Raw genomic sequence first — 25,319 nt, forward strand, 5'->3', positions numbered from 1 at the left:
ATTTAACTGATGATAATTTAACTGATGATAATTTAACTGATGATAATTTAACTGATGATAATTTAACTGATGATAATGGGGTTTCACAAGATACAGAAATTTTAGAAGCCGACCACCAAGTAGCCCAAACATCGCCCCCCAATCTGCATGCTAATGAGATGAATTTAAATGGCGATTTAACCAACAAACAGCGATTGCAACAACAACTGATTGCCCCACAAGTGGACATGGTTGGGGACTGGACGCCTGAAAAATGGGATTGTTGGGTAACGCAAGCTCGCCAACATGGGTGGCTGTCTGTGGATGAGCTTGCATTGGTCAGTCATGGGCTGATGATGGGTCAAATAGCAGGGCAGTGTCAGCTTTATATGTCAGATGAAAACAAGCAAACGGTGGTGAGTTTTGAAGGGTTTTTATCAAAATATGCCACACTCATGCCTGATGCTCAGCTTTTGGGTTATCAGATTTTGACGGATGACATGCGGTGTCAAGTGCCTGTCGTCAAGCAACAGCAACGTAAAACAGTCGTGGACACACAAATAGAACAGCAACTGCTTCAAAGCCCTGTTTTAACTCAGCTTTGGCAGATGGGTTATATTGAACAGACCGGTGCATCTATCATGGTGGTGAAGTCATTTTTGGAATGATGTGCCAACCATACAAAAGCTACATGGTGTATGTGGCTCGCTCTGATGAGTCTGCCCCTGCCAGTAAACGCTCTATTTCGTTTTTTAGTTTTAGGCTGTTTGGGTCGGTGCCAAATTGCATGCCAAAGCCAGCAGGTTTGGCGGTAGTGCCTTTTTCGTTTAACCAAACGATTTTGCCATTTAAGGGGTAACGCTCACTAGAATTTGGTAAGCTAAACACAACGAACACTTCTTCGCCCAGGGTGTGTTTTCTTGTACTGGGCACAAAAATCCCACCATCTTTGACAAAAGACATGTGGCTATTATATAGGGTTTGGGTGTCAGATATGTTGTAGGTGATGATACCGCCACGTATGGGCATGACCATAGAATGCTCCTAAAATAAAACCCATTTTATCATGTTATAAAAATGATGGGTGGGTTTTATACTTAAACTTAGATGTTTTGGCGATAAAGTGCAAATTAAAGCCACCCTGCCTTTCTAAATTTATAATACAGATATACGCACGCAGTCAGTACAATGCTGATGACCATAAAATAACCATATCGCCAGTGTAATTCAGGCATAAAATCAAAATTCATGCCATAAATACCCGCCACTGCTGTTGGTACAGCCAAAATACCTGCCCACGCTGCCAAACGGCGAACCACATCGTTTTGCCCCATGGTTACCATTGCCATGTAGGTGTCCATTGCCACAGAGAGCATTTCATTTAAGCCATTGACAGCATCAATGGAGCGTAACAAATGGTCATTGACGTCTCTAAAATAAGGCTTAGCAGCAGCAGGAAAGGCAGAAACCAGCTCATTTTTTTTATGGTTAATAAAAAAGTTACACACATCCTGTACGGGTAAAATTACCGCTCGCATATGTACCAGTTGTGATTTTAATTCGTACAAATTACGCAAGGTAGATTTATTAAATTCATAAGAAAAAATATTACGTTCTTGTTCGCGCAGATAATTACCCAAACGGTCGGTGATTGGCAAATAATTATCCACGATAAAGTCCAAAATGGCGTGCAAGACAAAAATAGGACCTAGGCGAAGTTTTTCAGGTCGTCTGTGGCAATGCTCACGTACGGGCGTATAAGAGTTGGATGCCCCACGTCTGATGGAGATGATGAAGTTTTTGCCCATAAACACGGCAGTTGTGCCGTAGCGGATTTGGTTGTCTTCAAGTTTGGCGGTACGCACCACCACAAAGATGGTGTCATTACCATAGCTTTCTACCTTGGGGCGTTGATGGTCGGCAAAGGCATCTTCTAGGGCAAGCTCATGCAAATCAAAAGCGTCTTGGACTTCTTTGACGGTTTCAAAGCTGGGGTCATACAGCCCAAGCCATACAAATTGACCGTTATTTGTCAGTTGGCGACTGACTTCATCAATATTGAGCGTGCTGACAGGTTCGCCTGTTTTGCGAGAATATGAATAACAAATAATCGTTTCGTTATGCCCTGAGTTTTCTTCTAGCTCTTCAAAACGGTCAGCGTCAGGGTCATATACCGTCATGGTTTCTATGGTGTCTTCATCGGTTGCATCAGCATCACCATAGATGTAGCTGTCATCTTCATCGTGTAGATTAAGCTCATCGTCATCATCGTTTAATGTGTCAGTAGGCTCAATCATGGGTTCATCGTGTGGGGGTGTGGTGTGTGGTTTTGTGGTTGGAGTTTTATCTGGCATACCGTCCCCTTGTCAATGTGAAACAAAAACTAACTGATGTGATTTGGTTTTTGGCGATAATTGGGTGTCAGTGATTGATTTGGCACTTCAAAACGCCAATGAGTTTTTAACATTTATGTGCAGATTTGGCTTGCAAAAATCATTTGCTTTAAAAAAGCACCAAAAAACGACAAGTTGGCTATTATAACAAATTTTTAATTTACAAAAATAAAATTTTCAAACCAATAAAATTTTTAAAAATTGCACCTAGCCCATGTTGGTATTCTGTGATACACTAGGGGCGAAAAATTTTAATGCTGATAGATATGACCGCAAAAAACCATTGGCTATTGCCAGACGGTGTGGCAGACGTACTGTTTACTCATGCCCAAAAACAAGAAAGCCTGCGTGATGCTTTACTCTTTGTTTTGACGGCACACGGTTATCGCCTTGTTGCTCCGCCTTTAATAGAGTACACCGACACGCTATATCGCCATGCTGATGACAAACTAAAACGCCAAACCTTTAAGCTGATTGACCAGCTAAATGGTCGCACCATGGGGCTACGTGCTGACATCACACCACAGATTATCCGCATTGATGCTCAGCTTGGGGTGGGAATTAGCCGTTATTGCTACATTGGACAAGTGGTCAAAACGCTACCGACAGGGCTATTTGGATTGCGTACGCCCATGCAACTTGGGGCGGAGATTTTTGGGATTGATGCACTTGATGATAAAGTGGTCGCTGAGCTTTCCTTGGTAGAGCTGTTGGCGGATTTGTTTGATGAGATTGGCATGAAACGAACGCAGTTTCATGTTGATGTGGGTCATGTGGCGATTTTTCAGCGACTATGTGCTTTGCATGGTATCAGCAAAGATGATGTAGATACATTGATGTCATTATATGACAAAAAAGCCTTGCCAGAGTTAAACGCTTTTTGTCAAAATTTGGCAGGTGGTATGGACTTTTTGGTGCTTGCCAAACATACATTAGATATGACCAAAGCACCATCAGCAGATAATTTATTAAATAAATTATCACCCATTGCTAAGACTGATGGGGCGATTATTGATGCTTGTCAAGAGATTGCCACGCTTGTTCGTCATGTCAAAAATGTCGGTATGACGGTCAGTATTGATGTTACGGAGCTGTCGGGCTATCATTACCATACTGGGCTTGTGTTTAATGTATATCTCAATCCCACAGACACTGTACAGACACAGGCGTTGGTGCGTGGCGGTCGTTTTCGGGCGATAGATGACAGACAAGCAACAGGGTTTAGTATGGACATTAACCGCTTGCTTGATTTTGTGGAGCTAGAAGCTGATACGGTGATTTGGGTGGCGTTTGATGATTTGCAAAATGCCAGCCAAGCTCAAAAAGATGACCTAATAACACAAATCAAAACCTTGCAAGATGAAGGCTGTGTGGTGATTAAACCGTTATCTGCCACCGACAAACCTACCCAGATAGATGGGGTTTTGCACCTTGATGATGGGGTGTGGTCTGTTAGGCTTGTGGGCGATGAATGATAAGCTAAAACTGTATATCGCTGTTTTAGATAGCGTGCCATCTTATATGGTGCCTACTTTGGTGGCTCATGCGGTACTGTCAGCACATCTAAGGTTTGATAAAGAGCAAGATAATACAGAGTATCACACATGGCTACAACATTCCTTTGCCAAAGTGGTGGTCAAGGTCAATCAAAAAGCGTTTGATAAAATTTGTGCATTGCGTTGCCATTTGGCTTATGAAAGCACCATACTGGATGCTAAGATGTGCTGTGCGGTGGTGTATCCGATGGCAAAACAGGACGCGCCCAATGTCCTAAAATTTGCTAAGTTATGGCAAGCGTGATAAACACTAAATGTGTGAAAATATAAGTTTAAAATTACCAAATTTGATTTACTGGAGAGCGTTATGGGTAAAAATGTTGTCGTGCTAGGCAGTCAGTGGGGCGATGAAGGCAAAGGCAAGATTGTGGATTTGCTGACCGAAAAAGCAACGGCTGTGGCTCGTTATCAAGGTGGGCATAATGCAGGTCATACTTTGGTGGTGGGCGGCGAAAAAACCGTGTTGCACCTAATCCCATCGGGGATTTTGCGTGATGGCGTTACCTGCTTTATTGGTAATGGCGTGGTGCTTGCCCCTGATGCACTGCTCAAAGAGATGAACACGCTGGCTGAAAAAGGCGTGCCAGTGCGTGAGCGACTGCGTATTTCGCCTGCTTGTCCATTGATTATGCCTTATCATACCGCTCTTGACCAAGCCCGTGAAATCAAGCGTGGCAGTGGTAAAATCGGCACAACAGGGCGTGGCATTGGTCCTGCTTATGAAGACAAAGTGGCTCGCCGTGGCTTAAAAGTGGCGGATTTGTTCCGTGCAGATTTGCCAGAAAAACTCACCAGTTTGTTAGAATATCATAACTTTGCTTTGACACAATATTATGGGGTAGAAGCGATTGATTTTGACGAAACGCTTACTTTGTGTCGTACATGGGCAGATGAACTTAAAGCGTTGGTGGTTGATGTTACCGAAGAGCTCAACACTCGCCGTTTGGCAGGTGAAAACTTGATGTTTGAAGGGGCACAAGGCACACTACTTGACATTGACCATGGCACGTATCCTTTTGTAACCAGCTCCAACACTACTGCAGGGGGCGTGGCAACAGGCACAGGGCTTGGTCCTTTGTACTTTGATTATGTGCTTGGTATCACCAAGGCTTATACCACACGTGTCGGCTCTGGACCTTTTCCAACCGAGCTGTTTGATGATGTTGGGGAGCATCTAGGGACGGTAGGGCATGAGTTTGGGGCGACCACGGGACGTGCCAGACGTTGTGGTTGGTTTGATGCTGTCGCCTTGCGTCGTGCGGTGGTGCTTAACTCCATGAGTGGCATTTGCTTAACTAAACTTGACGTGTTAGATGGATTGGCTGAGATTAAAATTGCCACCGAATATCAAATCCCACAAGGTGAGATTGCAGGGGCGTATGATGCCGAGTATTATAGCAAAGTTACCCCTGTTTATGAGACATTGGCAGGGTGGAGCGAGTCCACCATTGGTATCACCAAGTTTGATGACTTGCCAGAAAATGCCAAAATCTACATCAAACGCATTGAAGAGCTGGTCGGCTGTCCTGTGGATATCATCTCCACAGGTCCTGACAGAGATGAGACGATTGTGTTAAGAGACCCTTATGACATCTGACACACTGTAAGTCAAAACCCTGTGTTATGCAGGGTTTTTTAAGGGCTAAAAGAATTTGAGCTTTCTTATGTTAAAAATAATTAACATAATCTATATTCTACCTAAAAAAATTTACTTAAAATACTTCATTGACAACATAGTCAAAGCCAAAAAAGCCATTTTTAAAAATCACTCAGCAGGGGGGGGTAGTCATGGATTTAATGCGTATATTTAATCTGATTGATGACGTCTTAATGGCATGGGATTTAAGTGGGCTGGCAATATTGATGTATGGCATCTTGGTCATCGGCTGTGTGGTGCGAGTGCTGTATCGCCAAAAAAGCACAGGCGTAACTTTTGCATGGCTGATTATTTTGTTTGTGTTTCCTTTGGTTGGGGTGGTTTTGTATTTTATGTTTGGTGAGTCTCGTTTGGGTTTTGACCGCCAAAAACGAAGCCAACAGGTGCAGATATTGTATCAAGAATTTGGCAAAACACATCTTGCCAAATACATGGTTCATCTGCAACCAAAAAATCAAACTCATCAAGACATAGAACAGCTTGCCATGAGTGAGTCGTCCTTTGGGGCGACCGCAGGCAATGACATGACACTACTGGCCACCACAGATGACATCATTCATCATATGATGGCGGACATTGATGATGCTCAGCATTCGTGCTTGTTGTCGTTTTATATCATTGAGCCTGATGGTAAGATTGCCAGACTGTTAGAAGCTTTAATGCGTGCCAGTGCTCGGGGTGTGGATTGTCTTATTTTGGCAGATGCGGTGGGAAGCAGACGATTTTTTAAAAGCGTTTGGGTGGCTCGGCTTAAAAATGCAGGCGTGGTGGTACATCAAAGTTTGCCTGTGGGATTTATTCGTACCTTTTTTACTCGCATGGATTTGCGTAACCATCGCAAATTACTCATCATTGACAAGCAAATCGGCTATACAGGCAGTTTTAATCTGATTGACCCAAAATATTTTAAGGCGGATTCTGGTGTGGGCGAGTGGGTAGACGTGATGATGCGTTGTATAGGTTCTGTGGTACTAGAAATGGTGGCGGTACTTTATGCTGATGTGGCGGTAGAAAATGATGATAATTTGCACATTGTGAAGGAGCGTTTATCGTCGTTAATGCAAGATGATGTTCACTTGCCTGATGTCATCATGACTGTCAAGCGTGCTGGCGACATCACCGCTCAGGTTGTGCCATCAGGCCCTGACCAATCAGAAAATGCCATTTATCGTACCATCATTCATGCCCTGCACATTGCCAAAGAACGCATTACCATCACCACGCCTTATTTTGTGCCCGATGAGCCGTTATTGCTTGCCATGACCAGTGCTGCCAAACGTGGCGTCAATGTTACGCTGATTGTGCCAAAAGACGTGGATTCCTGCTTGGTTAAATATACATCACGAGCGTATTTTCCCATGCTTATGAAAAATGGCGTGCATATCGCTCAGTTTTATGGGGGGTTATTACACGCCAAAACTTTGGTGATAGATGATTGCCTGTGTTTGTTTGGAACGGTAAACATGGACATGAGAAGTTTCTTTTTAAATCTTGAAATCACCCTTGTCATTTATGATAAAGACATGACCACCCAAATCATCGCCCAACAAAACGCCTATTTAAAACAATCTGAAACGGTATGTATCACAAGTTAGCAAGAGCGTTCGCCTTGGTGGGGTTTGGTGGAAAATACAGCTCGGTTATTTAGTCCGCTTTTATAATTAGCTTTTTATCAGGATTTTATGATAAATTATTGGTATTAAATATATTTAGGATTTTGGAGTATTATGTTTAACCTAACTTTTTTGGGAACATCAAGCGGTATTCCCACCAAAGACCGCAATGTGTCTGCCATTGCTGTGGAGTTGATGGTAACAAGCCACGCCAAAAGACACCCTTGGCTATTGGTAGATTGTGGTGAAGGCACTCAGCACCAGCTATTAAAAAGTCATTTATCACCCAATGACTTATTTGCCATTTTAATCACACATACTCATGGCGACCATTGTTACGGTTTGGCAGGTTTGTTGGCAAGTCTAGGCATGCACGGACGCAAAAAACCTTTAACCTTAATTGCTCCTAAGGCAATCAGCAGATTATTGGATACTTTGATGGCGGTTAGTGAACTGCATTTAAACTATCCCATAGAATTTATGGACATAGAAAGTGTGATAAGTAATCCCATCTGTACTCCCATCAAACTTAGGCTAAGTGATGAACATCATCTTGATATTGACATTCATCAACTATCACACCGCTGTGCGTCTTATGGTTTTGGGATTAGCCAAATATTGCATAAGGACAAATTATTGACCGATAAATTAACTTTGGATAACATTCCCAATATTTATTGGGGCAAATTATTAAAATCAGACACACCAATTATCATCAATGATACATCTATCAATCCCCATGATTATAAAATTCATCAACAAAGTGAATTAAAAATCGTCATTGCAGGCGACAATGACACTCCGTCTTTATTGGTAAATGCGGTCAAACACGCCAAAGCACTTGTTCATGAAGCAACTTATACTGATGACATCAGGCAAAAAATCATTAATAAGCCTGCCAGTCAAGGTGGATTTGACCCCAAGCACAGCAGCAGTAAGATGGTGGCACAATTTGCACAAACGCACCACATTCCACAGCTCATACTCACGCATTTTAGTGCCAGATATGCCCCTTTTGATGATGAAGACTCCGACAAGCCCAATATGGGACACATTCGTGCCGAAGCACAGCAGTATTATGATGGTCAATTGGTGCTTGCTCGGGATTTTTTGCAAGTATTGATACAATAAGACATTCAACAGGGATTTGTCTTTAAATTTTTATCAAAATCAATGTGTTGGATAAAATTATTTTAAAAGTGATAAAATTTCTTAAAATTGTGCTAAAATAGCCAACGTTATCACATGATATAGTGATTTAATTTTTTAATATACACAATATATTGATTTTATTGATAAGAGAATGCCATGCACTATTCCATCTTTCCCCAGACCAAAAATGACCCCCTAAAAGAACCAATGTTTTTTGGGCAAGCGGTGAATGTCTCTCGTTATGACCAACAAAGACACCCAGTGTTTGAGCAGCTGATTGAAAAACAACTGTCGTTTTTTTGGCGACCTGAGGAAATTGATGTTTCAAAAGACCGCATTGATTTTTCTGAGCTGTCCGCCCCAGCTCAGCACATCTTTTTATCCAACCTAAAATATCAGACATTGCTTGATAGCATTCAAGGTCGCTCGCCTAATGCGGTGTTGTTGCCAATTGTCTCCTTGCCTGAGCTTGAAACGTGGATTGAGACATGGTCATTTAGTGAGACCATTCATAGTCGCAGTTATACACACATCATTCGTAATATCGTCAATGACCCGAGTGTGATTTTTGAAGATATTATGGACAATGAACACATTTTGGCTCGTGCCAAAGACATTGCGGTGTATTATGATGACCTATATGAAGCCAGTCAGCGTTATAATTTGACAGGTGAGGGCGATTTAAAGGCACTAAAGAAAAAACTGTATTTGTGCATTGTGGCGGTGAATGTACTAGAAGCCATTCGTTTTTATGTGTCCTTTGCTTGTTCGTTTGCCTTTGCCGAAAACAAAGTGATGGAAGGCAATGCCAAAATCATCAAAATGATTGCTCGTGATGAAGCTCTGCATTTAAATGGCACCCAGCACATCATTAATCTGATGCGAAATGGTAAAGATGACCCTGAGATGGTACAAATTGCCCAAGAATGCGAAGAGGAAGCGATTGATATTTTTAGAGTGGCTGCTGAGCAAGAAAAAGATTGGGCGGATTATTTGTTTAAAGATGGTTCAATCATTGGTTTAAACCGTGATATTTTGTGCCAATACATTGAATACATCACCAATGCACGCATGAATGCCATTGGATTGCCAGCCATTTTTGACAGTAAATCTAACCCTATTCCGTGGATAAATGCGTGGTTGTCATCTGATAACGTGCAAGTTGCCCCCCAAGAAACCGAGATTACCACCTATTTGGTCGGTCAGATTGATAGTGATTTGGACGATGTCAATTTGGATGATTTTAAATTATAAACCACGAATGTGATAAAATGAGCTGGGTATTTACCGCAGAAAAGCGGTTTTATCTGCATGATGGTGAAACCTTGCTTGATGGCATGATACGCACCGAGCATAAAGACGTGCGGTTTATGTGTCGGCAAGGTTATTGTGGGGCGTGCAAAATGCAGGTCAAGACCTATACAGGAAGATTAACTTGCAAAAAAACGCCACTTGCCGAGCTTGATGATGATGAAGTGTTGGCGTGTTGTTGTCTGCCTGAAGGGGTGCTGACGGTGGCATATCGGCATGGCTAAGGGGTGTAAAATCAAGGCGTTGCTTCAAATCCTGATATGATATTTAAGCGATATTGATACAGCAGTGGCAAAACTGTCTGTATTACCCAATCATGCCGATAGCCCATCAGTCCATCAGATAGGTGAACAGGTGGCATGTCTTGATAAACAAGATATAAAAGCTCGTTTATCCAACGTCCTTTCATCAGCAAGTTTTGGGGAATGCCAAGCTGTTTGCTGTGTGTCAAAATCGCTTGGTCTAAGGCATTTTTAAAAGGCTTTTGTTTGCTGGTATAAGTTGGTTCAGCAAGTGGCAAGGTGTCTTGGGGTAGGGGTTTGGTATCTTTGATGAGTTTGATAATCTCTTGACCATATAGGCGTAAAGATTTGCGATTGATGGTGGTTTGGGCAAGTTCTTTGATGGTGGTGGGTAGGGTAAGTATGATTTCACGCAGGGCTTGTTTGTTGATGATAAAAGTGCGTGGCTCGTTTTTGGCTCGTGCCAATGCTTCTCGCCACATGATGAGTGCTTGCAAAACCAAAATTTGTTGTTTGTTGTAATTTGGGGCTAAAAATTCAAGATAGCGTTTGTCATCACTGATATGCTCATTGGCATGCAACTCTTTGGTGTATAACAGACTGTCTTCATTGACGTATGCCAAAATGCCTTTTTTGTCCAAAGCGTCTTTGACGACTTCATACAGTGCCAACAGGTAGCGAACGTCGTGGTCGGCATAGCGCTTTTGGTTGTCGCTTAGGGGGCGAGCCAGCCAGTCTGATTGACTTTCACCTTTATCTAATTCAATGCCTAAAATTTCATTAACTGCTTGGCTGTACCCCATTTGTAGCCGACCTGACAGATAAGCGACACCAATTTGTACATCAAACACATTGGTCAGGGGTGGGCAGTCGGTCAATAAATAAAAAATCCCCAAATCTTCACCACAAGCATACCAAACCATTTTGGGTACTTCTGTCAAAGCCTGCCAAAACTCACTCAAATCAAGACGTGGGGCATCTATCAAATATACCGCTTTGCCAGTATTGACTTGTATGAGTGCCAAAATGGGATAGTAGGTGGTGCGTTTGATAAATTCGGTGTCTAGGGCAATGATGTCGGCTTGATCAATCTCATCAACCAATGTCGCCAAAGCATTTGCGGTATCTACCCAGTATCTAGGTAGCGCATTTAGGGTGTGCAAATCGGCAGGCTGATGGGGCAGGGTAAAGGTCGTCATGATGTTTAGATAAATGAGCGGTTATTTAGGGCTTGATGTAGTGTTAAACTGTCTAGGTAGCCAAGTTCGCCACCGATGGGAATCCCTTGGGCAAGTTTGGTGATTTTTGGAACGTAGGCGTTGACAGCTTGATGGATAAAAAACGCAGTCGTTTGACCTTCACTGGTCGCTCCTGTGGCCAGTATCAGCTCATCAATGGGGTGTGATTTTACCCACATGACCAACTCATCAATGTGTAAATCTTCCGCCCCAATACCATCTATCGGCGATAAATGACCGCCCAATACAAAATACCGACCACGATACGCCCCACTAGATTCTATTGCCATGATGTCAGATGCGGTTTCTACCACACAAAGTAGCTTATCATCACGACGCAAGTCTTGGCAAATGGGGCAAATCTCATCATCGCTAAACGCATGACATTGGCGACATTCTTGGATTTCACGCATGGCAATATCAAGCGTTTGGGCAAGGCGAATGCCTTCATTGCGTTTTTTTGATAGTAATTGCAATGCCATGCGTTGAGCGGATTTTTGACCAACACTGGGCAATATTTGTAAGTCTTTGACCAGTTGGTCAAATTTTGGTGTGAGCATTAACCAAACAGCCCTTGCATGCCTTTGGGCAGTCCGATGCCTGTGGTTGCCCCTGCCATCACTTCTTCATACAACGCATCTGCTTGGCGAACGGCATCATTGACAGCGGCAGCCACCAAATCTTCAATCATATCAGGCTCATCACCCATCAAGCTTGGGTCAATAGACAAGCGTTTGATGACGTGGCGACCTGTCATGGTAACTTTAACCAAACCGTTACCTGCTTCGCCATACACTTCTTTGTTTGCCAAGGATTTTTTGGCAGATTCTATGTTTTGTTCTACTTGTTTTTGCATGGCTTGGGCTTGTTGCATGAGTGCTTGAATGTTCATAACATCTCCAATAAACTGGGTAAAACGCCCATTATACCTTGCTATGGGCGTGATTTTCAAGCAAAAACACACTTCACCGACAAACGTATGATGATGGGGGTTTGGGTGGATATGCCCTAAAAAAATGCTTCATCCGTTTCGCCATAGCTGACCGTATCTTGATTGTCAAAACTGGGTGTGTCAGCATTCATTCGCTCAATCTCTTGGGGCAAGATGGGTGGCTCGTCCGTCATTTCTGGCTTGGGCGATGTATCAGGGTCTTCAAAATCAGGTGTGCGATTTGGCGTGCTGATACAATCGCTTTTTTGTGTGGGCAAAAATTCGGTCAGCACAGGTACATACACAGCATTTGAGCAATGTTCATCGGACAGTTTGCCTGTACCATTTTCTAGCCATAGCCATTGAACATTATCAGGCTGGGTAAACTGCACAGGCGTGAGTGTCAGCCCTTTCATATAGGCTATCCAAATTGGTAAAGCCCCTGACCCACCTGTCAGCCCAATGGGCTTGTTGTCATCACGACCAACCCACACCACCGACACATAATTGCCACTAAACCCTGCAAACCATGCATCTCGTGCGTCATTGGTTGTGCCTGTTTTGCCTGCCAAATTTAGGTGCTCTCCCAAAGATAGGGCGGATTTGGCAGTACCATCGCTGATGACTTTTTGCATGGCAAAGTCAATCAAATACATATGTTCAGGTTTAAAGCGGGCGGTGGTTTTTTGGGTGTCATCATAGCGTTGGAGTAATTTACCTTTTTCACTGATGACTTGACGAATGGCATGAATGGGCGTGTGATAACCACCTGATGCAAATACTTGATACACGCCCAGCATTTGCATGGCGGACATATCTACCGCTCCAAGCAGTGTGGCAGGATAGCTAGAAAAGTTGCCTTCTGCCCCAAATTGGTGCATTTGACGTTGAAAGATATTTAGTCCAAATTCCATGCCAACATTAACCGCAGATTGGTTGTAGGAGTTGGCAAGAGCGGTCATCAGTGGTACATTGCCATAGCTTTTGTGGCTATAATTTTCGGGTATCCACGGTTTGCCTCCTGACGATGAGTAGCTTTTTGGTTCGTCTTTGACAAAGCTGGCTAGGTTGTATTGACCTGATTGTAAAGCGGTCAGATAAATGACAGGTTTTAATAAAGAGCCGACTTGGCGTTTTGCGTCTGTGGCACGATTAAAGCCAGTAAAATCTCCTGCACCACCAACGATGGCAATCAGCTCCCCTGTTTTTGGATCGGCACTGACCAATGCTCCTTGTAGGTTTTTATTTGAGCCAAGTCGTTTTAGCCCACTGGTTAAGGTGTTTTCCGCATGACGCTGAGCAATGGGGTCTAAGGTGGAGATGATTTTTAAACCTGCCCCACGCAAATCTTTTTCTTTGTAATAGTTTTTAAGTTCTCGCTGAACCACATCCAAAAAGTCAGGAAAACGGCTTTTGGCGATGGTGGGTTTTTCTACCACACTTAGGGGCTGGCTGACCGCTTCATCATGTTCTTTTTGGGTGATGACATTCATCACCAGCATATTGTGCAACACAGTATCTCGGCGGTTTTTGGCTCGTTCTGGGTGTTTTCTTGGATTGTAATAACTTGACCCTTTGGCAATACCAACCAACAATGCATACTGGTCAAGACGTAATTCAGACAGAGGTTTGTCAAAATAAAACTCTGATGCAACACCAAAACCATTGACCGAACGATTGCCATTTTGACCAAGATTTATCTCATTCATATAAGCCACCAAAATGTCTTCTTTGGTGTAGTGGCGTTCTAGTAATAATGCCATGATGGCTTCATTGGCTTTACGTTTTAGGGTGCGTTCGCTAGATAGATAAAAGTTCTTGATAAGCTGTTGGGTGATGGTAGAGCCACCTTGTCTGGTGCCACCTGTCAGATTGGAGACCAATGCCCGAGATATGCCACGCACAGACACGCCATAATGATGATAAAAATCACGGTCTTCGGTGGCAATGAGTGCATCTATCAAAGGCTTTGGAATCGTGTCTTTGGTAAGTAAAATGCGGTCTTCATTGTTTTCAGGATAAATGCCACCAATATTGACAGGTTCAAGGCGTGCTTGACCAGCTTGGGTGGGCTTGGTGCTTTGTATTTGGATAAGCTGATTGCCACGAAAGCGAATTTTTAAAAGTTGAGCAGGGTCGCCATCGCCATCGCCATAATCAAAACCCCTTGTGTGTATGATGTAAGTGCCATCATCTAAGGTATAGCTTCCTGTCTTGGCGGTAGAGCCCTTGTCATAATTTAATAAACGTAACCACGCTTCTAGGTCTTTTGGGGTGGTGGGGCTGTTTTGCGATAAGACAAGTGGACGAGAATAGACGGTGGCAGGTATGTCCCATCGGCGGTTTTCAAATTTGCTAACAATCTCATCATTAAGCTGATAGCTGTACATTGCCACAAACACAACCAAGGCGATAAGCAGCACCAAAATGATGAAGCCGACAAACATAAACCCTTGTTGATGGCGTTTGGATGTTGAAGTGGAAACTGACACGATTTGACCTTTGTTTTTAAATATCTGTGATTTTCGCCCAAACATCAGATTTTTGCAAGTGGAAAAATCATGAAAAAAGGGTGGATTGTTGCATGCTTATAATGTTTGGGCAAATTTTTGTTATAATAGCCATTTTTGCGTGCCATCTGCCATGACTTATTCGCCCCAAAACAACGACCAAATGAACCAGTCTTTGCTCTTGCCTCCTGATGGGGCGTGTTTTCATTGTGGAGAGATGTTGCCAAAAGAGCCGTTTTATACACCCATTTTTGGGCATGAGCGAGCCATGTGCTGTCTGGGCTGTCAGCTTGCCAGTCAAAGCATTGTGCAGATGGGGCTTGAACAGTATTATCTTGACCGTCGTGAAATTAGCCCAACTGCCAGTTTGCCTGATGGTATGAATTTTGAGGCTTATGACCATGATGATATTAAAGGGCAGTTTGTTTATGATGAAGATGGGGGCAGTACGGCTGAGTTGTCAGTAGCAAACTTACGCTGTACGGCGTGTACTTGGCTGATAGAAAAACGCCTGTTTTCCATAGAAGGGGTACGTGCCTGTCAGGTCAATTTGACTCAGCAACGTATGCGGGTGAATTGGGATGATGATAAATGCCACATCAGCGATATTTTAAAGGCGGTGCATTCGGTTGGTTATGATGCTCGTCCTTATCGCCAAGACACGCACGAGGCACTGCTTGCTCGCCAAAATAAAAAAATGCTTATCCGTCTAGGGATTGCAGCATTAGGGGCGATGCAGGCAATGATGTTTTCTATCGGTATGTACTTTGGGGCATATTCGGGCATGGCACAAGAACATCGAGATTTTTTAAGGTATGTGGCATTATTTGTTACCATACCAGTGATTTTTTATGCAGGCGTGCCATTTTTTGTCTCAGCGTATCGTGCCATTAAAGTTCGTCAGGTCAATATGGACGTGCCTGTCGCCATTGCACTTATCACCACTTTTGGGGCAAGCTGTTATGCCACATTTACCCAGTCAGGTGAGACGTATTTTGATTCGGTGGCGATGTTTATTTTCTTTTTGTTGGCAGGGCGATATATTGAGCAAAATGCTCGTTTAAAAGCGTCAAATTTGGCGACAGATTTGGTGGTGATTGAGCCTGTGTTGGTGCAAAAACTTGCTCATGCGTCTTGGCTTGTGGGGGCAGATGGGGCGATAAATGTTGATGAAGTGCGTGCTTGGCAAAGTCAAAATGCCAACCTGCTAATCCCAAACGACCAAGCAAAAATCCTAGCTCAATCGGTCAATGTGGGGGACGTGGTTTTTGTGGAAGCAGGTCAGCAAATCATCTGTGATGGCGTGTTATTATCAGACACAGCGACCATATCACAAAGCCTTTTGACAGGGGAGAGTGATTTGATTGTCAAGTCGTGGGGAGATAGATTGGCAGGTGGCTCACAAAATGATGCTCAGCCTTTTGTTATGCTCATCACGCATGAAATGAATGACAGTCAAATGGCACTGATTGACCGTTTGATGAATCGTGCCATGAGCGAAAAACCCCAAATCGCCCAAGATGCCGATAAGATGGCTCGTTATTTTGTGGCTCGGGTGTTGGTGCTGTCGGTGTTGGTATTTGGCGTGTGGCTGTTTTTTGACAAATCACAAGCCTTGTGGGCAACGGTGGCGGTGTTGGTGGCGACTTGTCCTTGTGCTTTATCACTTGCCACGCCCATTGCTTTGACGATGGCGACCAATCGTTTGGCACAATTTGGCTTTTTGGCAACACGTGGACACACCATACAAAGCCTGTCGGACGTGGATTATGTGGCGTTTGACAAAACGGGCACGCTCACAGTGGGGCAGGCAAATTTACTAGGCATAGACAGCCTCCATGACTGCCAAAGTGTGCTAAAAATCGCAGGGGCGTTAGAGATTGGAGCAAAACACCCTGTGGCACGAGCGATTTTAACATCCGCTCACGGCTTGCATTTGCCTTGTGCTACTGACATTACCCATCATACCGCAGGTGGTGTGGAAGGCACGATAGCAGGGCGTGTGTATCGCATTGGTCATGACAGTTTTGTGATGGGTGGTGGCGATGTGGCAGAATTTGGTGAAAATTTGGACAAACACCATGCCAATATGTCGGTGCTGTTGTCTGTGCATACCGATGGCGTTTGGCAAGCGATGGCAAGGCTGTATTTTAATGATGTGATAAGAAAAGAAGCCAAACAGCTCATTGATGAGCTAAAACAGATGAACATCACGCCCATCATGCTCACAGGCGACCCTAGCCCCAATGCTTTGAGTGTTGCTTGCACGCTTGGCATAGATAAGGCACATCATGGGCTTAGTCCAAATGGTAAGGTTCGCCATATTGCCGATTTACAAGATAAAGGACACGTCGTTTTGATGGCAGGAGACGGCATTAATGATGCCCCTGTTTTAGCCAAAGCAAATGTCTCGGTGGCAATGGCAGGTGCTGCTGATTTGGCACAAGTGTCAGCAGATGGTGTGCTGCTTGGTGGTGGATTGTTAGCAATACAAAAGGCGATTTATGTCTCCCAAAAAACTCGCCAGATTATTCGTCAAAATCTAAAATGGGCATTGGCTTATAATACACTTATTTTAATTCCTGCGGCACTAGGTTATGTGCCACCTTGGCTGGCTGCCATTGGCATGAGCGTGTCTAGTTTGGTGGTGGTGGTAAATGCCTTGCGGATTAAGCGTATGGGGTGAAATTGTGATGAACGTCTTGGCATATTTGACCATCTTTGATAAAATCAATACATGAATTTTAGCTTACAATTAGCACAATCTCGGCATATTTTGGCACTCATGGGCATCAACTACTGGGTAGATAGGTCATGTCAGCCACATTTTGTACCAAAACTTGATGATGGGTTTGGCAATCCTAGAATACAGCATTTAATCCCTAAAAATTTGGCTTCCCATCACTCTGCCACGCCATCTGTTTTGCCCACAGACCATCAAAAACCGCTTGTCTCTGACGTACCTACACCAACCGTCAAGGTAACTGCTCTTCCAAACGCCCCCAGCATAGCACCCAAAACACCACCTAAGACGCCAAATGCTCCAAAATCATCATTAGATTTAGCACCAAGTGTCATGCCCAAGCCTGCCATTAATACCAAAAAAGCGGACGTGCCTTTTTATTTGCAAGGTGTACGTTATGGCGGTTGGGTATTGGTGGTGGATTTGCTTGGACTTGATGATGAGCTGGTGATGATTTGGCAATCTTTAAAACAAGCATTGATAAATCATGCCAAACAACACGCCATCTCTCACCATAGTCATGAAGCTCATTATCCGATGATAAATGTTGATAATGACTATGTGGAACATAAGCATTTGATGCCTGCTGATGGAGTGTTTTGGGGGTTTTTATTTGGACTGGGCATGGATAAGGGCAGTCAGGTGGCATATTTGACGATATTACCTGATACTTTGCCAAATGCAACTGATGGTCAAAGCAAATTACCACTGCTTGATGAGCTTGCCAAAGAGCCTACTTTAAAAAAACAGCTTTGGGCAACCATTACCCAAAACCCATAAAAATTTGAATGTATTGCCAAAAAATCTGTTAAAATAAGTGTTCTTTTGATGTTTTTATTTAGGATAAATCATGAATCGTCTTGCTAATTTTTGTGCAGGCCCTGCCACCATGCCGACCGAAGTTCTCTTAAAAGCCCAAGCACAGCTCTTAGATTGGCAAGGGCGTGGCGTGTCTGTCATGGAAGTGAGTCATCGTAGTGCTGAGTATATTGAGATTGCCCAAAAAGCTGAAACCGATTTGCGAAAGCTCATGGGGATTTCAGAAGATTATGCGGTGCTGTTTTTGCAGGGTGGTGCGTCCTTACAGTTTTCTGCTGTTGTCTTAAACTTATTAAATGGCGGCGTGGCAGATTATCTGACCACTGGCACATGGTCGCAAAAAGCCTACAAAGAAGCCAAGCGTTATGAAGCACTCGGTTTAGGTCAAATTAATCTGGTGGCACAAGGCGATGGCGATGTGCCCACCTTTGATGAGTGGCAATTATCCAAAAATGCGACTTATTTTCATTATTGCCCAAATGAGACCATTCATGGCGTGCAAATTTTTGATGTGCCAAAAGTAAATGCCCCCATTGTGGCAGATATGTCATCTTGCATATTGTCTGAGCCAATCAACGTCAATGATTTTGGGCTGATATATGCTGGTGCTCAAAAAAATATCGGACCTGCTGGATTGACTTTGGTGATTGTTCGCCGTGATTTGATGGAGCAGGCGAGTGCTTATTGCCCAAGCATTTTAACTTATAAAAACCAAGCCCAAAACGATAGTATGCTTAACACGCCTGCCACCTTTGCATGGTATCTGTCGGGGCTTGTGTTTGAGTGGCTATTAGATAATGGCGGTGTGGAACAAATGGCAAAAACCAATCACGCCAAAGCCAAACTGCTTTATCAAGCCATTGATGAGTCTGATTTTTATCACAATCACGTCAATCCAAAACATCGCTCCATCATGAACGTGCCTTTTGTTTTGGCGGATAGCTCACTAGATAAGCTGTTTTTGGAAAAATCCCAAGAAGCAGGGCTATTAAATCTAAAAGGACATCGTGCGGTGGGCGGTATGCGAGCGAGCATTTATAATGCCGTAACGTTAGAACAAGTAAAACAACTGACCGATTTTATGAAAGATTTTGAAAAAAATCATGGTTAATAATTGATAAAGATAAAAGACCCAGCATTGATTTTGTTGGGTTTTTTTAAATTTGCTCAATATTTTGACATTAAGATTGAGCGGTAACGGTTTATGATGTATCACTTATCAACAAAAATATTGCAATCGCCCAAATGTTTGCTTGGTTGGTTATTTGCCTGTCTGACATTTGGGGTGTTGAGTATGGCAGGTTGTCAAGGCAATCAGCAAACAAGCCAAAACTCACAAGATGACACCGATGTGCAGATAAACCAACATCAAGCCAAAGATGACAAAGCTCCCAAAACATTACCTGATTTAACCAAACAAAGCATCATCACAACTGACATTATCGCCATCAAAGATAAGGCATTATATGCCAATTTGTCTCATTTGCCTTACGCCAATCCAAATGCCCCAAAAGGTGGCGTACTTGCCATGTCAGAGATTGGGTCATTTAACAGTTTGAATGCTTTTATTGATAAGGGCGTACCTGCCACAGGCACATTTTATCTGTATGACACATTAATGACAGGCTCGCTTGATGAAAGCCATGTGCTATATCCACAGCTTGCTCGTGCCATCACATATGATACTACCAATACCAGTTGGGTGATTTATCATCTGCACCCTAAGGCACGCTTTTGGAATGGCACGCCAGTTACCGCCCATGATGTCAAAGCGACTTTTGATGCCATACTGTCGCAAGGCTTGATGAGCTGGCGGGGTTTTTTGGCGGGCGTTGATGAGATACAGGCGTTGGATGATGAACGGGTGATTTTTTATTTTGCCCAAGGTGCAAATCCTGAGCTGTATTTGATGGTGGGGCTGATGCCCATATTTGCCAAATCAGACATAGATGTACGTTTTAATGACATTTCACTGACGCCTTTGATGGGAAGTGGAGCATATCGGCTTGGCTTGGCAGAGCCATCACGACAGGTGGTTTATGTCAGAGACCCGAATTATTGGGGGGCTGACATCATGGCAAATCGGGGACGGTTTAATTTTGATGAAATACGTTTTATGTATTATCAAGATGAAAAAGTGGCTTTTGAAGGATTTTTGGCAGGGCAATTTAATTTTCGTTTTGAAAATGACATTCAATCTTGGGCAAATTTTAAACAAAATACCGCCTTTCCCATCAAAAAACACGCCATACCCCATCAAAATCCCGTCATCATGCGTGGACTTGTAATGAATTTACGCCGTCCGTTTTTCAAGGACAAACGAGTGCGTGAAGCCATGTTGCTTGCTTTTGATTGGGCGTGGGCGAATGATAAGCTGTATTATGGCGAATATGAGCGTTTGACGAGCTTTTTTTATGGTTCACGTTTGATGGCACAAGGTGTACCTAGCGGTAAAGAATATCAAATACTGGCAAGTTTGCCCTTAAATGATGATGAAAAATCCGCTTTAACTGGCATATCACCCTTACCTGATACAGATGGCACAGGATATAATCGCACCAACCTTATTAAAGCACGAGAGTTGTTATTGTCAGCAGGCTATACTTATCGGCAGGGCAAACTGGTTAAAGATGGTCAAAATGTCGCCTTTGAAATCGTGCTTGATGATGAAAAAGACAAAGCCATGTTGCTACTTTTTGTTAAAAATTTACAAAAATTGGGGGTTGATGTTATCATTACCGTACCAGATAATGCACGCTTTTTGACCAAAAAACGAAACTTTGACTTTGATATGCTGACAGATGGCTTTATGCAAGGCACGAGCGTGGGGGCAGAGCAGGCGTATCTTTGGGGGTCAAAATCTGCCAATGAACTTGGTAATGCTAACACCATTGGCATTCAAAGTGTTGCTGTGGATAGGGTGATTGATAAACTCATTCATGCGGACACTGATGAGATGATTTTATATGCTCGGGTGCTTGACCGTCTGCTGCTGGCAGGGGTGTATATGATACCTTTTGGTGGTCAAAGAACGACCAATGTCATGTATCACCATACCATCACGCCACCGCCAAAACTGCCAACATCAGCAATAGGGCTGGATTATTGGTATGCAGACAGTACAGAAAAATAGGAGATTTAAATGAAAAAACTCACCATCACGCCCATACCTGCTTTGCAGGATAATTATATTTGGCTCATACATGATGATACGCACGCTGTGATTATTGATGCAGGCGAGAGTCAGCCTGTTATTGATTATCTGAACGCTCATGCCTTATCACCTGTGGCATTTGTCATCACACACCATAATGCTCATGCTACCTATGATGACCATACTGGGGGGCTGTCCAAATTAAAAAGTACTTACCCTGCCATGATGGTGTATGGACACGCCAGTCATGACGCTTTGGTTGATGTGAAGGTTGATGAAGGTAATAATTTCACTCTGCTTGGAGTAGATTTTCAAGTATGGCGAACCGCAGGGCATACCGACACACATTTGTCTTATTTGGTGAATTTTGATGGTAAGACACACGTTTTTTGTGGAGATACGCTATTTAGTGGGGGTTGTGGGCGAGTATTTAGCGGAACGGTTGATGAGTTGTTTGATAGCTTACAAAGATTTAACACGCTGACAGATGATGTTATTTTTTACCCTGCACATGAATACACGTTGTCAAACTTGACATTTGGTTCATATATTGCCCCACAAAACACCGCCATCGTATCCGCCATCGCTCATGCCAAAAATTGCCGCAATCAAGGCGTGCCAACATTGCCTGTCAGTTTGGTACATGAAAGGGCGGTTAATGTATTTTTACAGGTTGGGGATGACCATATCAAAGACAGGCTTATTGCTTTGGGTAAAATCACAGACAAAAAAGCAGACACACGCACGGTGTTTAAAGCATTGCGTGAACTAAAAAATAATTTTTAGGTTTAAATAAAAAATCCGCCATGATGACGGATTTTTTTGGGTGGTGATTAGTAGGTAAAGTTGACACCGACACGGTATTCACGACCAGCACCAGGTAAACCATTAATAGCAGAGTGTGAATAGTAGAACTCATCACCTACGTTGTTAACGGCAAAGTTTACATTTAATTTGTCGTTATTAAATGGTTTCCAGTTGGCATAAATGTCAGTTACGTCATAACCATACTTGATTAGATTTAAGTTGTTACCACGAGAGCCTGAGATTGGGGTCATGTAGGCACTTTGACCTTTTACATCATCAACTTTGCGATGATTGACACCAATTTCTACATTTGGATTGGCAAAGCGATAAGCAAGACCTGCTGTCCAAGTGCGACCAATGGTGCTACCAAATTCACGGTTATCAAAGCGGATTGGTTTGCCCTCTGCATTGTTGCCACTGTAATATTCAGGATTGCTCTCAGCCACACCCAAGCGAGCGGTAAAGCCATTCCATCTGTAACGAGTATTGATTTCATACCCTTTATTTTTGGCAAATCCTACATTAAAGATTGTATTATGTTTATCACCTGGGCGATGACGTGCACCACTGGTTAGCAGATTATCAATCTCTTGCCAAAAATAGGTACCATCAACTGATAGATTGCCGTTGTTGTAGTTAAAACCAATCTCAGTGTTTTTAGCTTGTTCTGCTTTTGTACCATCAGCAATATCAGCAGCACGACTTCCTGATGATAGCAGAGCATCTACAAGGCGTGGGCTGCGAGTGGCGTAGTTGTGCACAGCATTGAAGCTAAGATCGGGCGTGGCTTGCCAAATAATGCCTACGCTTGGATTAAATGTGCCATCAGAAACTTTCTTATTGCTCACAGAAGTGTAATCAAAGTGATCATAACGCATGCCTCCCGTTAAGGTAAAATTGCCAATGTCAGCAATGATTTCCCCGTATACGCCAATATCATCTTTTTCTGTGGTTTGTAATTTGCCGTCTTGAGCACGGTTAGGGGTGGTTTCTTGATGGCGATAGTTTGCACCATATTTAAACAATGTATCATCATTGATGTATTTATCAAAACCTAAATTTGCTCCTGTGGTTTTAACCGAAGTGTCGTTTGGAGCATCTACATTGCCTGCATAACCACTGAATTTATCATTGCCAGATTTGCGTTCATTTTTCATAAAATAAACATTGGCTTCTGCCTCACCCAACAATCCTGCTTTGCCTTTGTATTCAAGGTTGGTGTTTTGCATGGATAATTTACGATGTCCACCATAGTTGATGGTGCCAGCCTTTGGATTACCTTCTTTGTCAAGTTTAACCTTGGTTGAAGTATCTAGCTCTCCTGGAATAACAACCCACTCAAATTCTTCACGTACGTTACGCACACCTTTATTGGTTGTGTTAAAATGGCTAAGCACAAAACGATGTTCACCCAGATTGTAACCTGCTTTAATTAAGTAGCTTTCTTTATCCATTGCTTGGAATGCCACTTCATCACTGGGGTGATTTGGGTCTTTACAAAACGTATCTGTAATAGTGCCATCTTTTTTAGTACGATAGGCACATTCTGAGGCAGGAGCTGGGTTTGTGCTGGCGGTGTAGGGGCTACGATATTTGCCAGGTGCTGTTGCACTGTCTTTTTGACCTGTTTTTTTACCAGGTTTGTAGTTATCTTGGTTTGTTTCATTGTAACTTACCAAGAAATCAAAATTATCTGCTTTACCAAAGCCTGTAACACCATAGCTGTGTTCGTCATTTGAGCTGTAACCTGCGTTTACTTTAATGCCCCAATCTTTATCACTGTCTTTTAATAAATCATGAGCATCTAACGTTTTGGCAACAATCGCACCATTGGTGGCACCAATACCTGCACTGGCTGACCCCGCCCCTTTTTGTACGCTGACGATTTTCACCAAACTTGGGTCTAACATATGACGACCTTGGTGATATAGGATTTGACTGTCAGAATAGGCGTTATCCACTTTAACATCAATGGAGTTTTGACCCATACCACGCATGGTTAGATAAGATGATGTGCCATTGCCACCTGAAAAATCAATAGACGGCTCAGATTGGAGTAATCCACGCAAATCAGTGGCAGTGCTTTCATCTTTTTCTTGGAGTGTAACAACATTGGTTTTGACTTTTGTACCTTGACGGTCAATCTCTGCATTAAGAGCTTCAAGACTCACGTGGGGCTGTGCCATGTCGTCAGCTTGGGCAACCTGTAAGCTTAACACACCGATGATGGCGGTGGCTAAGGGGAGTTTTTTAGAGGACACTTTCATCACTTATTCCTTACTAAAATTGTGAGTGAACGAAATTTACCGTTACAAAGTATGTATAAAAACGTAAGTTTTGGTAAACGTTGGTTATTCTATCAAAAGAAAATTATTATGTAAATGAAAATAGTTATTTTTATTGATTTTTTTTAGATAATGGAAAGGTGGGGAGAGTTAGAGGCAGCCAATCCAATAGCCCACCTAAGTATCAGTTGATGGATATATAAACCATTGGGTATTGTAGACGTGATTTTTGGTTAAAAAACATACATTTTTGGTGTAATGTCAAGATTTATAAGGTAAAACACAACATTATTCCAAAGACAGCTAAAAAGCCACCTTGTTGCTTGGTAGTATTTTTAGTGTAAAAATAAATTTCTAAAAAATAAAAACCACCCCACCAAAAATTTTAGATAAAACAAAATAAATATCAGCCCAATATGTTGCCAAAACAAACCTAGCCAGTTAAACTTGCCATAAATATAAGGAACAACTAATTCCACACCAGAGATAAATGCCAACATTGCACCAAAAAACAGTAAAAACATACCAATGCTTAAAAATAAACGATAAATGAATGATAAAACATTATGGATATATCTAGGGTCAACTCGCCAAAACCCTAGCCAATCCATGCTTTGCCACAAAATAATGGTCAAGGCAATCATAACAGGTATAAAAAATAAAGTTTTTATGACGCGATACAACATGACAGCATGACCAAATGCCGAGTTCATAAATTCATGTCTATCAGCATAACCAAGCTCTCTCATGCCTTCATCGTAAATATCCAAAACAAAAATATCCCTATCCACATTAAGTGGCGGTGTATTGGTATGACTGATTGCCCACTCAATCAACCACGTCGCCCACTCAGGCTCCCACACCAACGCCAACTCCTTCACCCAAGCTGAGATAAAGAACACTTCAAACAAGAAGTAGCTGCCCAAAAA

20 protein-coding genes and 1 pseudogene are annotated in these 25,319 nt (G+C 42.8%); 13 read left to right on the forward strand and 8 right to left on the reverse strand.

Annotated elements, in window-relative coordinates; all coding sequences use genetic code 11:
* Positions 1 to 647, forward strand: a pseudogene (locus CEW93_RS04100) (hypothetical protein); the annotation flags it as partial.
* A 19-nt stretch (positions 648 to 666) separates the two neighbouring features.
* Here the strand turns inward: CEW93_RS04100 and CEW93_RS04105 are convergent.
* Both CEW93_RS04105 and corA read right to left on the reverse strand, forming a co-directional pair.
* Positions 667 to 1,014, reverse strand: a complete 348-nt coding sequence (locus CEW93_RS04105) for a PilZ domain-containing protein (RefSeq protein WP_089540847.1) — start codon at positions 1,012 to 1,014, stop codon at positions 667 to 669.
* Positions 1,015 to 1,109: 95 nt separating this feature from the next.
* On the reverse strand, positions 1,110 to 2,276 hold the full coding sequence (gene corA, locus CEW93_RS04110) for a magnesium/cobalt transporter CorA (protein WP_089540851.1): 1,167 nt from the start codon (positions 2,274 to 2,276) through the stop codon (positions 1,110 to 1,112).
* Positions 2,277 to 2,638: 362 nt separating this feature from the next.
* Here corA and CEW93_RS04115 point away from each other — a divergent pair, with 362 nt between their 5' ends.
* From CEW93_RS04115 to CEW93_RS04145, 7 genes are all read left to right on the forward strand, one after another.
* A complete protein-coding gene (locus tag CEW93_RS04115) occupies positions 2,639 to 3,847 on the forward strand; it encodes an ATP phosphoribosyltransferase regulatory subunit (RefSeq protein ID WP_089540845.1) in 1,209 nt (402 codons plus the stop codon).
* Positions 3,840 to 4,172, forward strand: coding sequence for a hypothetical protein (locus CEW93_RS04120; protein ID WP_089540842.1), 333 nt, complete (start codon positions 3,840 to 3,842; stop codon positions 4,170 to 4,172). The genes CEW93_RS04115 and CEW93_RS04120 overlap by 8 nt, the downstream gene beginning before the upstream one ends.
* Before the next feature lie 63 nt (positions 4,173 to 4,235).
* Positions 4,236 to 5,525, forward strand: coding sequence for an adenylosuccinate synthase (locus tag CEW93_RS04125; protein WP_089540840.1), 1,290 nt, complete (start codon positions 4,236 to 4,238; stop codon positions 5,523 to 5,525).
* A gap of 191 nt (positions 5,526 to 5,716) precedes the next feature.
* Positions 5,717 to 7,180 (forward strand): cardiolipin synthase, encoded by a 1,464-nt coding sequence (gene cls / locus CEW93_RS04130; RefSeq protein WP_222432717.1) that lies wholly within the window; start codon positions 5,717 to 5,719, stop codon positions 7,178 to 7,180.
* A gap of 132 nt (positions 7,181 to 7,312) precedes the next feature.
* Positions 7,313 to 8,329: a ribonuclease Z gene (locus CEW93_RS04135; protein ID WP_089540838.1), complete on the forward strand. Its 1,017-nt coding sequence runs from the start codon at positions 7,313 to 7,315 to the stop codon at positions 8,327 to 8,329.
* Between the two features lie 177 nt (positions 8,330 to 8,506).
* Positions 8,507 to 9,604 carry a class Ia ribonucleoside-diphosphate reductase subunit beta gene (nrdB, locus tag CEW93_RS04140; protein WP_089540836.1) on the forward strand — a complete coding sequence of 366 codons (1,098 nt, stop codon included), beginning with the start codon at positions 8,507 to 8,509 and terminating at the stop codon, positions 9,602 to 9,604.
* Between the two features lie 17 nt (positions 9,605 to 9,621).
* Entirely contained in the window at positions 9,622 to 9,885 is a 264-nt protein-coding gene (locus CEW93_RS04145; RefSeq protein ID WP_089540834.1) for a 2Fe-2S iron-sulfur cluster-binding protein, read from the forward strand.
* Between the two features lie 11 nt (positions 9,886 to 9,896).
* Here CEW93_RS04145 and CEW93_RS04150 read toward each other — a convergent pair whose 3' ends face one another.
* From CEW93_RS04150 to mrcB, 4 genes are all read right to left on the reverse strand, one after another.
* Positions 9,897 to 11,102: an HRDC domain-containing protein gene (locus CEW93_RS04150; protein WP_089540832.1), complete on the reverse strand. Its 1,206-nt coding sequence runs from the start codon at positions 11,100 to 11,102 to the stop codon at positions 9,897 to 9,899.
* Between the two features lie 5 nt (positions 11,103 to 11,107).
* On the reverse strand, positions 11,108 to 11,701 hold the full coding sequence (recR, locus tag CEW93_RS04155; protein WP_089540830.1) for a recombination mediator RecR: 594 nt from the start codon (positions 11,699 to 11,701) through the stop codon (positions 11,108 to 11,110).
* Positions 11,701 to 12,033, reverse strand: coding sequence for a YbaB/EbfC family nucleoid-associated protein (locus CEW93_RS04160; protein ID WP_089540828.1), 333 nt, complete (start codon positions 12,031 to 12,033; stop codon positions 11,701 to 11,703). The genes recR and CEW93_RS04160 overlap by 1 nt, the downstream gene beginning before the upstream one ends.
* A 116-nt stretch (positions 12,034 to 12,149) precedes the next feature.
* Positions 12,150 to 14,564 carry a penicillin-binding protein 1B gene (gene mrcB / locus CEW93_RS04165; RefSeq protein WP_255503936.1) on the reverse strand — a complete coding sequence of 805 codons (2,415 nt, stop codon included), beginning with the start codon at positions 14,562 to 14,564 and terminating at the stop codon, positions 12,150 to 12,152.
* A gap of 151 nt (positions 14,565 to 14,715) precedes the next feature.
* Between mrcB and CEW93_RS04170 the strand changes: the two genes are divergently transcribed.
* The 5 genes from CEW93_RS04170 (at position 14,716) to gloB (ending at position 22,084) form a co-directional block, all read left to right on the forward strand.
* The gene (locus CEW93_RS04170) at positions 14,716 to 17,268 is read left to right on the forward strand and encodes a heavy metal translocating P-type ATPase (RefSeq protein ID WP_089540825.1); all 2,553 of its coding nucleotides are present in this window, start codon (positions 14,716 to 14,718) and stop codon (positions 17,266 to 17,268) included.
* A gap of 51 nt (positions 17,269 to 17,319) precedes the next feature.
* Positions 17,320 to 18,105 (forward strand): hypothetical protein, encoded by a 786-nt coding sequence (locus CEW93_RS04175; RefSeq protein ID WP_089540823.1) that lies wholly within the window; start codon positions 17,320 to 17,322, stop codon positions 18,103 to 18,105.
* Between the two features lie 70 nt (positions 18,106 to 18,175).
* Positions 18,176 to 19,255: a 3-phosphoserine/phosphohydroxythreonine transaminase gene (serC, locus tag CEW93_RS04180; protein WP_089540821.1), complete on the forward strand. Its 1,080-nt coding sequence runs from the start codon at positions 18,176 to 18,178 to the stop codon at positions 19,253 to 19,255.
* A 93-nt stretch (positions 19,256 to 19,348) separates the two neighbouring features.
* The gene (locus CEW93_RS04185; protein WP_089540820.1) at positions 19,349 to 21,277 is read left to right on the forward strand and encodes an extracellular solute-binding protein; all 1,929 of its coding nucleotides are present in this window, start codon (positions 19,349 to 19,351) and stop codon (positions 21,275 to 21,277) included.
* Positions 21,278 to 21,286: 9 nt separating this feature from the next.
* Complete coding sequence (gene gloB / locus CEW93_RS04190; protein WP_089540818.1) at positions 21,287 to 22,084, forward strand: hydroxyacylglutathione hydrolase; 798 nt, start codon at positions 21,287 to 21,289, stop codon at positions 22,082 to 22,084.
* Positions 22,085 to 22,131: 47 nt separating this feature from the next.
* Here gloB and CEW93_RS04195 read toward each other — a convergent pair whose 3' ends face one another.
* Both CEW93_RS04195 and CEW93_RS10785 read right to left on the reverse strand, forming a co-directional pair.
* Positions 22,132 to 24,372 carry a TonB-dependent receptor domain-containing protein gene (locus tag CEW93_RS04195; RefSeq protein WP_089540816.1) on the reverse strand — a complete coding sequence of 747 codons (2,241 nt, stop codon included), beginning with the start codon at positions 24,370 to 24,372 and terminating at the stop codon, positions 22,132 to 22,134.
* A 353-nt stretch (positions 24,373 to 24,725) separates the two neighbouring features.
* Positions 24,726 to 25,319: hypothetical protein (locus CEW93_RS10785; protein WP_186727886.1), on the reverse strand; the 594-nt coding region annotated here is incomplete at its 5' end.

It is taken from the genome of Moraxella sp. VT-16-12, assembly GCF_002224245.2.
In the GTDB taxonomy this organism is placed as follows: domain Bacteria; phylum Pseudomonadota; class Gammaproteobacteria; order Pseudomonadales; family Moraxellaceae; genus Moraxella.